This window comes from Motilibacter deserti (assembly GCF_011250635.1).
GTDB classification, from domain to species: Bacteria; Actinomycetota; Actinomycetes; order Motilibacterales; family Motilibacteraceae; genus Motilibacter_A; species Motilibacter_A deserti.
The window spans coordinates 9,456-21,352 of the sequence record NZ_JAANNP010000010.1; the positions used below are offsets into that span (position 1 = coordinate 9,456).

The 11,897-nt window shown below is 74.3% G+C and carries 7 protein-coding genes; 6 read left to right on the forward strand and 1 reads right to left on the reverse strand.

Annotated elements, in window-relative coordinates:
• Positions 1 to 1,004 precede the first annotated feature (1,004 nt).
• Positions 1,005 to 4,154 (forward strand): fibronectin type III domain-containing protein, encoded by a 3,150-nt coding sequence (locus tag G9H71_RS13190; RefSeq protein WP_166282564.1) that lies wholly within the window; start codon positions 1,005 to 1,007, stop codon positions 4,152 to 4,154.
• Between the two features lie 110 nt (positions 4,155 to 4,264).
• On the opposite strand, the gene G9H71_RS13195 is transcribed toward G9H71_RS13190, so the two are convergent.
• Entirely contained in the window at positions 4,265 to 5,509 is a 1,245-nt protein-coding gene (locus tag G9H71_RS13195) for a glycosyl hydrolase (protein WP_166282566.1), read from the reverse strand.
• Positions 5,510 to 5,614: 105 nt separating this feature from the next.
• Here G9H71_RS13195 and purD point away from each other — a divergent pair, with 105 nt between their 5' ends.
• From purD to G9H71_RS13220, 5 genes are all read left to right on the forward strand, one after another.
• A complete protein-coding gene (gene purD / locus G9H71_RS13200; RefSeq protein WP_166282568.1) occupies positions 5,615 to 6,880 on the forward strand; it encodes a phosphoribosylamine--glycine ligase in 1,266 nt (421 codons plus the stop codon).
• Positions 6,881 to 6,938: 58 nt separating this feature from the next.
• Complete coding sequence (locus G9H71_RS13205; RefSeq protein ID WP_166282570.1) at positions 6,939 to 8,393, forward strand: peptide MFS transporter; 1,455 nt, start codon at positions 6,939 to 6,941, stop codon at positions 8,391 to 8,393.
• Between the two features lie 5 nt (positions 8,394 to 8,398).
• A complete protein-coding gene (locus G9H71_RS13210) occupies positions 8,399 to 9,082 on the forward strand; it encodes a DUF429 domain-containing protein (protein WP_331272964.1) in 684 nt (227 codons plus the stop codon).
• A 191-nt stretch (positions 9,083 to 9,273) separates the two neighbouring features.
• A complete protein-coding gene (gene purB / locus G9H71_RS13215) occupies positions 9,274 to 10,725 on the forward strand; it encodes an adenylosuccinate lyase (protein WP_166282572.1) in 1,452 nt (483 codons plus the stop codon).
• Positions 10,726 to 10,907: 182 nt separating this feature from the next.
• Positions 10,908 to 11,852 carry a hypothetical protein gene (locus G9H71_RS13220; protein ID WP_166282574.1) on the forward strand — a complete coding sequence of 315 codons (945 nt, stop codon included), beginning with the start codon at positions 10,908 to 10,910 and terminating at the stop codon, positions 11,850 to 11,852.
• Positions 11,853 to 11,897 lie beyond the last annotated feature (45 nt).

Below are 11,897 nucleotides of genomic sequence, written 5' to 3' on the forward strand. Positions count from 1 at the left end.
TCGCGGCGCTTCCGCTCCCACTCCTCGCAACGAGCACGGGACGCCGACAGCAAGCGCCGCGCTTGCTGCGCCTGACCCGGAAAGATGACGTGACGAGCAGCGCGCCAGTGCGGCCGGCGGGATGGCCACCGGAGGGAAGCAGATGACGGTGCTGGCGATCGAGCAAGCCGAGAACCCGGAGGTCTACTTCCTCGCCTTCGCGGCGATCATCGTGGGGGTGAGCGTCTGGGTCCTGGCGTTGAGCCTCCGACGGAAGTAGTCCGAGCTCGAGGCAAGCGCGGGCGAACACCCCCGACCAACCGCTCCGCGAACGCCACGCTGAATCCCTCCGGCCCAGCACGTACCCCGTCCGCCACACGCCCTCGCGCTTCCCGACACCGCCGGCGAGACCGTTGCCCGCGCCGCCAGCGACTCGACGACCCCCTGCAGGTCGTCCACCTCGCACGCGGCGCTGTGCAGCCCGAGCTCCTTGCCCATCGCGGCCGGCGAGTTGGCGCCGGCACAGCGCGGACGAAGCTGCAGAGCTCGATGAGGCTGCCCCCGTCGGGCGGGGAGCCGGTGCGCGAGTCGGGGATGCCGATCACGGTGTCGAGGAAATCGCCCTCGACGGAGGCCCGTTCCTCGACCTCCAGCCCGAGCCCACCGAAGAACGCCACGGCGGTGTCGAGGTCGGCAACGGGGATGCCGACATCATCGAAGCCGGATGTGCACCGGCCGGCGTCCTCGCGCGCCGCCGGCAGCTCCGCGAGCCCTGAGGAGCCGCCCGGGCGCTCGCGACCCGCGGTCCCCTCCCTCCCCGCGGTGCAAGCTCTGCGAGCCTCCGCCGCCCGGGTCGCACAACGTACGACCAAACCGGGGCAGACCACCCAGTAGCCCTCAGGTTTGTGACGCATTGTCCTGGTAAGGTCACGCGCTGCAACCCCACAACGACCGTGGGACACCACGGCCACCGCCACCGGGGGTGCGCCTCAGCGAGGCCCTCGCCAAGCCCCAAGGAAGTGCACGTGCACGGAACCCCGTCCAACGACGCGCTCGCGCCGGTGCGCGCGCGTCGACGCGGAGGCGCGATCGCTGCGGCGTTCGCGCTCACCGCCGGCAGCCTCACCGCCGGAGCGCTCGGCGCAGGCACAGCGTCGGCTGCAGTCGCCGAGCCGATCACCTTCACGGACCCGAACATCCGCTACACCCCGCAGGTGCCGCAAGGCGTCTGCAGTGCGACGGTCACCGCCATCGGTGGCCAGGGTGGAGCCGTGGCCGGCGCGCCCGCCACAGGCGGGTTGGGCGGCGAGGTCACGACCACTCTCGCCGTGACCCCCGGCGAGAGCTACACCGTCTCCGTCGGCGAGGTGGGCGGTGCCGCGTCGGGGTTCATGCCTGGCATCGGCGGCTACAGCGGCGGTGAGCCCAGCGGTGGCTCCGGCGGGCTCGCCGACGGCAGCTTCAACAACGTGAGCGGGTCCGGCGGCGGCGGCGCGTCCGTCGTGGAGTTCGCCGGTTGGGCCGTCTTCGCCGCCGGGGGTGGCGGCGCCGGGAGCGAGGTCAACCTGCCCCCGCTCGCCGGCGCGGTCAGCGTCGCAGCGACACCGGGCAGCGGCGGCAACGGCGGCGCGAGTGGCGGCGACGGCACGGACGGCGAGATCTTCGAAGGGACCGGGTTCGCCGGCAAGGGCGCCGCCCCCGACCACACGGGCGCCGGTGGCGGCCAAGGCGGTCAGAGCGGCGCGCTGCGGCAGGGCGGCAAGGGCGGCGGCTTCCCCGACGACAACGGGTCCGGCGGCGGCGGTGGAGGCGGCGGCTTCTTCGGCGGAGGCGGCGGTGGCTACAACTACGTCGGGTACGCCGCGGGCGGCGGCGGTGGCGGGTCGAACTACGCGGTCGGCGATGTGGCCTTCAACGGCACCACGAGCCGCACCGGCAACGGGTTCGTCAGCATCACCTTCAACCCCTGCGCCCTGCCGGCAGCCCCGACGGCCGTCACGGGCACCGCGGGCGACGCGTCGGTGACCCTCACCTGGAGCGCCCCGAGCGACACCGGCGGCCAGGACATCACCAAGTACGAGATCACCCCGTACGTCAACGGCGTCGCCCAGCCCACCGTCACGACGGACACAGCGGACACGACGTTCACGGTCCCGGGGCTCACCAACGGGACGGCCTACACGTTCACCGTGGCAGCTGTGACGACGTCCGGCACGGGCGCAGCCTCGGAGCCGTCGCAGCCGCTCACGCCGCTCGGGAGGCCCAGCTCCCCGCGGGACGTCGAGCTCACGCCGGGCAACCGCAGCGCCGTCGTCACCTTCACCGCGCCGGCGACCGACGGTGGAAGCCCGATCACGGGCTACGAGTACTCGTGGCGTGAGGAGGAGGTGTCCCCGCTGTCCGTCACGACCCTCCCCGACGGCCGGCTGCGCGGCACCATCACCGGACTCACCAACGGCACGCCCTACCGGATCTTCATCCGTGCGCTGAACGCCGTCGGGGCCGGCCTGTGGGCCACCGGCGGCGAGGAGCCCGTCGTGCCTGCCGCACCGGCCGCTCCCGGCGCCGTGACCGCCACCGCGGGCGTCTCCTCGGTCATCGCGTCGTGGACGGCGGCGAACGCCGACAACATCACCGGATACACCGCGTACGCCAACCCGGGGCCCGCGACCTGCTCGACCTCCTCGGCCGCGCAGACCAGCTGCGTGCTGGGCGCCACGGCCGGGACGCCGTACACCGTCACCGTCGTCGCCCACACCGCCGCGAACGGCGACTCCGACCCGGCCGGGCCGTCCAACGAGGTCACGCCGACCGCGCCTCCGGTGCCGGTTACCCCGCCCGCGACCGACCTCACGCTCACGACCGACCGCGGTGCCATCACGATGGCGACGCCCGGCCAGCAGATCACCGTGCTCGGCACCGGCTTTGCGCCGTACTCCACCGCCCGCGTCACGGTCTACTCCGACCCGATCGACCTCGGCTCGACGACGACCGACGCCCACGGCAACTTCGCCCTCCCCGTCACTGTGCCGGCGAGCCTGCCGGCCGGCGGCCACACGTTCATCGCCGCCGGCGTCGCGCCCGACGGCACGATCCGGACGCTGAAGCTGCCCGTCACCGTCCCGCCGACCTCGGTCGGCACGAGCGGGCCGGGCGTCAGCAACCAGACGGTCACCGTGCCGGTCCCGTCGGGCGGCGGCATCACCCTGCTCGACGCGAGCGGCAACCCGGCGACCGTGGTGACCATCGCGGGCCAGGGGACGTACGCCCTCGACACCGCGACCGGCACCATCTCCTTCGTCGCGGCCCCCGGCTTCTCCGGCACCGCCACCTCGGTCCGCTACCGCGTCACTGACGCCACCAACGCGGCCGTGATCGGCACCTACACCGCGGTCGTGACCGCCGCGGCCCCGGTCCCGGCGGCTCCCGCGCCGACTCCCCCCGCTCCGGCCGCCCCAGCGCCGGTTGCTCCCGCCCCCGTGGCGCCGGCGCCCGGCGTGACCCCGGCCAAGGCCTCGATCCGTACGGGCAAGCCGGCCGTCGCGACCGGCACCACGCGGCGCAGGGTGCCGGTCACCTGCGTCCTGTCGACCGGCCGCATTACCGGCTGCACGGTCACCCTCACCGCGAAGGTCAGCGGCCGCCAGGTCGTCCTCGGCACCGGCAAGGCCTCCGTCGCGGCCACCCGCAACACGGCCCGCGTGAACGTCCCGGTGACGCTGAACGCGCTCGGCCGCAGCCTGTCCGCCCAGCCCGGCGGCACGGCAATGCGCGTCAACGCGGTCGTCACCCGACGCGGTGTGACCGGCGGGCACCGCGCGTACGCGTCGGCGAAGGTCGTCGCGAAGACGGTGAAGCTCGCGCGGGTCCCGCTCTTCGGCTACGGCTCGAGCACGGTCAAGGCGACGGACCGCAGGTGGCTGGCGTCCGTGCGGCGCGACCTCGGCGCGGTGAAGACCGTGACCTGCATCGGCTACACGGACTCGGTGAGCAGCTCCGCCACCAACCTGGCGCTCGGCAAGCGGCGCGCGAACTCGGTCTGCTCGCTGCTCGTGCGCGGCACCGCGGCCAAGCCGCTCGTCGTCACCCGGGGCGAGGCGCAGCCGCGGGCGACGAACAACACCCCGGCCGGCCGCGCGAAGAACCGGCGCACGGTCATCATCCTGACGTACTGACCGCCGCTGGGGCCGCTTCTAGGGAGCGGCCCCAGCGCAGCCGGGGCCGTGGCCGCCGCTCGCGCGTCGGCCGCGGCCCCTGCGCGTGAGCGGGGCGCGGGTGAGGGGAGTCAGCGCGCGGTGCGGATCAGCACCGGCGTACCCCCGACCCGCAACGTCCGCGCGCCGCTCTCGCGGGTCACGGTCCCGCTCAGCGGCGTCGTCGTCCGCGTCGACGAGGGCGTGCGCACCCGGACCGCCCGCTCCGGGTTCCACATCACCCGCGCGGGGCTGCGGTCCTTGAGCAGCATCCGGCAGGTGTAGGTCCCCGAGCGGTCGACCGAGCAGCCGTCCATCCGCGAGCCGAGGAGCCACGAGCGGACGCGGGCGTACGCCGTCGCCGCCCGGGTGGGCACGCCACCCCGGCTCATCGCGATCCCCGAGGTCCCCGGGGTGTCCCAGCCGTACCAGAAGACGCGAGCGACGCCGTTCTGCGCGGCCAGCACGAACGCCCGGGCGACGTACGCCGAAGCCCGCGCCGCCGAGTAGCCCACCGGCGGCGAGCCGGCCGGCCCGAAGCTTGCCCCGTAGTTCAGCTCGGTGCACCACACCGGCTTGCTGATCCCGCGTGCCGCGAGCATGCGCCGAGCCTGCCCGAGCAACGCGATCGACGCCTCCGGCCCGGCGGTGGGCGCAGGGTAGAGGTGCAGCCCGATCGCGTCGACCGTGCGGCCGCCCCCGGCGGCGGCGTAGCGGCGCAGCCACACCAGCTGCGAGCCGCGCCGGGTCGCGAGGCTCGGGCCGACCAGCGTGGCTCGTGGCGCGTACCGGCCGACGATCCGTGCGGTCTCCTCCTCGAGCCGCACCATCTGCGCCGGGCTCCCGGACCAGAACGCGGGGATGTTCGGCTCGTTCCAGACCTGGTAGTCGACGGTGCCGCGGTAGCGCTGCACGACCTTGGTGACGTACGCCCGCCAGAGCGCCAGCGACTTCGGCGGCGACGACGTGCCCGGCCCGTAGACGCCGGGGGCGCGGCGGTCGGCCGCGGCCCACGCGGGGGTCAGGCCCAGGACGACGAGCGCCCGCGAGCGGTGGGAGCGCGCGTTCGCCACCGCCCGGTCGAGGCACCCGAAGGCCCACTTCGTGCGGGCCGGCTGCACGTCGCGCCAGGTGCACCCGACGTCCCACAGCCGCACCGAGCCGGTGGGCACGGACGGGAAGCCGCCCGTCGCCAGCCGCGTGTCGTGCATGCCGAAGAACGCCGCCGGCACCGGGCGGGGCGCCGCGTGCGCGGGCGCGCCACCGAACGGCACGACGAGGGCGAGCGCGGCCGTTGCGACGCCGAGCATCCGCCCGCGGCCTCTCCGGTCACCCACGCCTGCCTCCGTACTGTCGAGAACGGCAATTGTCGCCCGCAGCCGGCCGTGGAGCGCGCGCCTGCCGGAGGAGGCGTCGGTCACCTCCCGCTAGCCTCACCTCCGATGAAGGTTCTCGTCGTGGGCTCCGGGGCCCGTGAGCACGCCCTGGTCCGCTCCCTCTCCGCCGACCCCGCCGTCACCGGCCTCATCTGCGCGCCGGGCAACGCCGGCACCGCCGAGCTCGCCGAGACGCGCCCGCTCGACGTCACCGACCCCGCGGCCGTCGCGGAGCTCGCGCGCGCCGAGGCAGCCGGCCTGGTCGTCATCGGCCCTGAGGTCCCGCTGGTCAACGGGGCCGCCGACGCGGTCCGTGCCGCGGGCATCCCCTGCTTCGGCCCGAGCGCTGCCGCCGCCCGCATCGAGGGGTCGAAGGCGTTCGCCAAGCAGGTCATGGCCGCGGCCCAGGTGCCGACCGCGATGGCGCACGTCTGCTCGACGCCGGACGAGGTCGCCGCCGCGCTCGACGCGTTCGGCGCCCCCTACGTCGTCAAGGACGACGGCCTCGCCGCGGGCAAGGGCGTCATCGTCACGGACGACCGGGAGGCGGCCCTCGAGCACGCCCGCCAGTGCGCCGGCGACGTGGTGGTCGAGGAGTACCTCGACGGCCCCGAGGTCTCGCTCTTCGCGCTCACCGACGGCACCGACGTCGTGCCGCTCGCGCCCGCCCAGGACTTCAAGCGGGTGGGCGACGGCGACGCGGGCCCCAACACCGGCGGCATGGGGGCGTACTCCCCGCTGCCGTGGGCTCCCGAGGGCCTCGTCGACGAGATCGTCGAGCGCGTCGTCCAGCCGACGGTGGACGAGCTGCGCCGGCAGGGGACGCCGTTCGTCGGCGTGCTCTACGCCGGGCTGGCGCTCACGTCGCGCGGGCTGCGGGTGATCGAGTTCAACGCGCGGTTCGGCGACCCCGAGACCCAGGTCGTGCTCGCCCGGCTGCGTACGCCGCTGGCCGGCCTGCTCCTCGCCGCCGCGACCGGGCGGCTGGGCGAGGCGTCGCCGCTCGTCTGGGACGCGGGCGCCGCCGTCACGGTGGTCGTCGCGGCCGAGGGCTACCCCGGCAAGGTCACGACCGGTGACGTGGTCGAGGGCGTCGGCGACGTGCAGGGTGCCGCCTACGTCCTGCACGCCGGCACCGCCCACGACGCCGACGGGCGCGTGGTGAGCGCGGGCGGGCGGGTGCTGTCCGTGACCGCGACCGGGCCGGACCTGCCCAGTGCGCGGGCCGCGGCGTACGACGGGGTGCTCGCCGTCCGGCTGCGCGGCAGCCACTACCGCACCGACATCGCGCTGGCCGCCGAGCGCGGCGAGATCACGGTCCCCGCGCGCTGACCGAAGCCGGAGCCCGGGTGGGCGTTCAGCGCCCGCCCGGCAGGGGACGCTTGCCCGGGTGACGACGACCGCGCCCGCGCCCGAGAAGACGTTCTTCGGCCAGCCCCGCACGCTGGCGAACCTCTTCGGCGTCGAGATGTGGGAGCGCTTCTCGTTCTACGGGATGCAGGGAATCCTGCTGATCTACCTCTACTACGAGGCGTCCGAGGGCGGGCTCGGCGTCGACCGGGACGCGGCGACGAGCATCGTCGGGGCGTACGGCGGCCTGGTCTACCTCTCCACGATCCTCGGCGCCTGGCTGGCGGACCGGCTGCTCGGCCCGGAACGGGTGCTGTTCTACAGCGCCGTCCTCGTGATGCTCGGCCACATCGCGCTCGCCGTGATCCCCGAGCTGGCGGGGGTCGGGGTCGGGCTCGTGCTCATCGCCGTCGGCAGCGGCGGCGTGAAGGCGAACGCGACTTCGCTCGTCGGGACGCTCTACGAGCCGGGCGACGAGCGGCGCGACGCCGGCTTCTCGCTCTTCTACCTCGGCATCAACCTCGGCGCCTTCGCCGGCCCGCTGCTGACCGGCGAGCTGCAGGACGACCTCGGCTTCCACTACGGCTTCGGGCTCGCCGCCGTCGGCATGGCGATCGGACTGGCCCAGTACGCCCGCGGCCGCCGCAACCTCGGCCCCGCCGCCTCGCACGTGGCGAACCCGCTCCCCACCGCCCAGCGCCCGCTGGCCGCGGGCATCGCACTGGGAGCAGCCGTCCTCGTCGCAGTGCTCGCGCTCGCCGGCCTGCTGCGCGCCGCGATCCTCGACAACGTCGTGGTGACGCTGACGGTCGTGGCCACGGTCGCGTACTTCACCGTCATCCTGCGCAGCCCGCTGCTGACCCGGGTCGAGCGCCGCCGGGTGGTGGCCTTCATCCCGCTCTTCCTGGCGAGCGCTGCCTTCTGGTCGCTCTACCAGCAGCAGTTCACCGTCGTCACGATCTACTCCGACCAGCGCCTCGACCGCGACCTGTTCGGCTGGACGATGCCGGTCTCGTGGGTGCAGTCGATCAATCCCGTCTTCATCATCCTGCTGTCCGGCCTGTTCGCCGCGCTCTGGGCGAGGCTCGGGGACCGGCAGCCGTCGACGCCGACGAAGTTCGCGCTCGGCACGGCCGTCATGGGCGTCGCGTTCCTGCTCTTCCTCCCGATGGCCGGCGGCGGGCCCAACAGCGCGCCGCTCCTCGGCCTCGCCGGGATCCTGCTGGTCTTCACGCTCGCCGAGCTGCTGCTCTCACCCGTCGGGCTGTCGGTGTCGACGAAGCTGGCGCCGCAGAAGTTCACGACCCAGATGGTCGCGCTCTTCTTCCTGTCGGTGGCGCTCGGGACGTCGCTGTCCGGGACGCTCGCGGAGTACTACAGCGAGAGCGCGGAGTCGCGCTACTTCGGCATCCTCGGGGTCATCGCGATCGTCCTCGGCGGGTTGCTCGCGCTGCTCACGCCGGTCGTGCGGCGGCTCATGGAGGGGGTGCGCTGAGCGCGGTGCTGGGCGCCGACGCCTGCAAGGGCGGGTGGGTCGGCGTCGTCCCGCACGAAGGCTCGGCGCAGGCGCTCTTCGGCGCGCACATCGGCCTCCTCGTCGAGCGCGCCACCGCGCTCGCCGGGCCGCTCGCCGCCGTGGCGGTCGACATCCCCATCGGGCTCCCGACTCGGGGTCGGCGGCGGGCGGACGCGGAGGCGGCCCGCGCGCTGGGGCCGCGGCGCAGCTCGGTCTTCCGCACCCCGGTCCGGGCCGCACTCGAGGCCGGGACGTACGCCCTCGCCGCCGCGGCCAACCGCGAGCTGGCCGGCGAGGGGGTGTCCGCCCAGGCGTACGCGCTGCGGGAGAAGGCGCTCGAGGTGGACGCCTGGCTGCGCTCGGGCACGCACCCGGACGTCCGCGAGGCCCACCCCGAGCTGTCCTTCGCGGCCCTCGCCGGGGCGCCCCTGGCCTACCCGAAGCGGACGTGGAACGGGATGAACGCGCGGCGCGGGCTGCTCGAGGCCGTGGGGATCGTCCTCGGCGACGCCCTCGGCGAGGCGGGGGAGCGGGCGGCGGTCGACGACGTGCTCGACGCCGCGGCCGTGGCCTGGACCGCCTCACGCATCGCCCGCAGGGAGGCACACAGCCTGCCGGGCCCGCCGGAGACGCTGGAGGACGGGACCGCTTGCGCGATCTGGTGCTGACCGGCTCCGGGTGGGTAGGGCAGCGCCCATGTTCCTGTTCTTCTCGAACCGCCTCGGCTGCTTCGGCTCGCTGCTCGTCTCGATCGTGCTCACGGTCATCGTGATCGCCGTGCTGACGGCGTTGTGAGCTGAGCACCCCCGCGGCTGCGGGAGAATGGTTGCGCACCCCGCCGCCTGCCCGGACAGAGGTCATGACGCCCGCAGCCCCCGCCCCCCGCAAGCCCGACGTACCCGACGTCCTCGCCGGCCGGTACGCCTCCCCGCAGCTCGTCGCGCTCTGGGCCCCCGCCGCGAAGGTCGTCCTCGAGCGCCGGCTCTGGCTGGCGGTGCTCCGCGCGCAGGCCGACCTCGGGGTCGCCGTGCCGGCAGGCGTCGCCGAGGACTACGCCCGCGTTCTCGACCAGGTGGACCTCGACAGCATCCGCGAGCGCGAGCGCGTGACCCGCCACGACGTCAAGGCCCGCATCGAGGAGTTCAACGCCCTCGCCGGCCACGAGCACGTCCACAAGGGCATGACCTCGCGCGACCTGACCGAGAACGTCGAGCAGATGCAGGTCCGCGAGTCGCTGCTCCTCGTCCGCGACCGCGTGGTCGCCACGCTGGCCCGGCTGACCCGGCTCGCCGTCGAGCACTCGGCCCTCGTCGTGGCGGGCCGCAGCCACAACGTCCCCGCCCAGGCGACGACGCTGGGCAAGCGCTTCGCGTCGGCCGCCGACGAGCTGCTGGCGGCGTACGAGCGCCTCGAGGGCCTGCTCGACCGCTACCCGCTGCGCGGGATCAAGGGCCCGGTGGGGACGTCGCAGGACATGCTCGACCTGCTCGAGGGCGACGCCGGCCGGCTGGCCGAGCTGGAGCAGCGGGTCGCGGCTCACCTCGGGTTCTCGCGGGTGCTGACGAGCGTCGGGCAGGTCTACCCGCGCTCGCTCGACCAGGACGTCGTCTCGACGCTCGTGCACGTCGCGGCGGGGCCGTCGAGCCTCGCGACGACGATCCGCCTCATGGCCGGGCAGGAGCTGGTGACCGAGGGCTTCCAGGCCGGCCAGGTCGGCAGCAGCGCGATGCCGCACAAGATGAACACCCGTTCGTGCGAGCGCGTCAACGGCCTGGCCGTCGTGCTGCGCGGCTACCAGGCCATGGTCTCCGAGCTCGGGGGCGGGCAGTGGAACGAGGGCGACGTCTCCGACTCGGTCGTCCGCCGAGTTGCATTGCCTGACTCGTTCTTCGCCTGTGACGGCTTGTTCGAGACGTTCCTGACCGTGCTGGACGAGTTCGGCGCCTACCCCGCGGTCATCACCCGCGAGCTCGACCGCTACCTGCCCTTCCTCGCCACGACCAAGGTGCTCGTCGCCGCGGTCAAGGCGGGCGTCGGCCGCGAGACCGCCCACGCCGCGGTCAAGGAGCACGCCGTCGCGGTCGCCCTCGGCATGCGCGAGCAGGGCACGGACCGCAACGACCTGCTCGACCGCCTCGCCGCCGACGACCGGCTGCCGCTGACGCGCGAGGAGCTCGCGGCCCTCGTCGCGGAGCCGCTGTCGTTCACCGGCGCCGCCGAGCGCCAGGTGGCGGACCTCGCGACTCGGATCGGGGAGATCACGGCCAAGCACCCGGAGGCCGCGGCGTACGTGCCGGCGCCGATCCTGTGACGTTGTGGGAAGCCAGGGGTGTGGGAGCACCCCTTGCTTCCCACAAGCACGTCTAAGCGTCGGCGTCGTTCCCAGGGGCCGTGGCCGTGGTCCTCGTCCACAAGTGCGCGTGAGCGTCGGCGTCGTCCACAGATCCGTGCGCAAGCCGCCGGACCGGCGCGCGGGCGGACCAGTCTCGGCGCGTGACCTCGTTGAACACCCTCGCTCGGGACCAGGAGCGTGTGGTCTCGCGCGACCAGGCCCTGGCCGAGCTGACACCGGACGCGCTGAAGTGGCGACTGCGGTCACAGCGCTGGCGGCAGGTGCACCGCGAGGTCTACTGCGTGGACGCGGGGCCGCTCACGCCACTCGGCACGGCGTGGGCGGCCCTGCTGGCCTGCGGACCCGCCTCGGCCCTGAGCCACCGGACCGCGGCGTGGCTCTGGGGCCTGGTCGACGAGCCGCCCGAGGCCGTGTCGGTCAGGGTGCCTGCCGAGCGACGCGTCCCCCGCCTCGACGGGGTGCGGGCCTACCGCTCGCGTCGGATGGACGACCTCGTGCACCCCAGTGCGAGCCCGCGGCGGATCCGACTGGAGCACACCGTGCTGGACCTCGTCGACACCTCGCGTGACCTCGCCGCCGCGCTGGCCGTGGTGGCGGCCTCCGTGCAGAGACGCCTGACCACACCGGCCCGGTTGCGCGCCGCCGTCGCGCAGCGCCCGTCGTTCCGGTGGCGCCCCCACGTCCTCGCCGTGCTCGCCGACGTGGCCGAAGGGGCGCATTCCCTGCTCGAGGTGCGCTACCTGCGCAACGTCGAGCGCCGTCACGGCCTCCCCGAGGCCCGACGTCAGCACCCGACGAAGGGTGCGGGTGGACGGCGCTACCGTGACGTCGAGTACGACGAGTTCGGCCTGGTCGTCGAGCTCGACGGGCAGGTGGGTCACACCGAGCCGGACGATCGCCGACGCGACCGGAAGCGGGACAACGCGGTCGTGGTGTCGACCCGGAGCCGGCTGCGCTACGACTACGTCGACGTCACGTTCGAGCCGTGCGACGTGGCCGTCGAGGTCGCCGCAGTCCTGGGCAGCCGGGGCTGGACGGGGACGCCGCGACCTTGTGGGAAGTTGTGTGCGTTCTGGCGCCTCTGACCTCCCGCAAGGTCTGCCGCCACCCCCGTCGCCAACGCCCGCAAG

Bases quoted from the DNA above. Each gene is read 5' to 3' on its own strand.
- purB (WP_166282572.1), top strand. From the start codon at position 9,274: ATGACGCCCGCAGCCCCCGCCCCCCGCAAGCCCGACGTACCCGACGTC.
- purD (WP_166282568.1), top strand. From the start codon at position 5,615: ATGAAGGTTCTCGTCGTGGGCTCCGGGGCCCGTGAGCACGCCCTGGTC.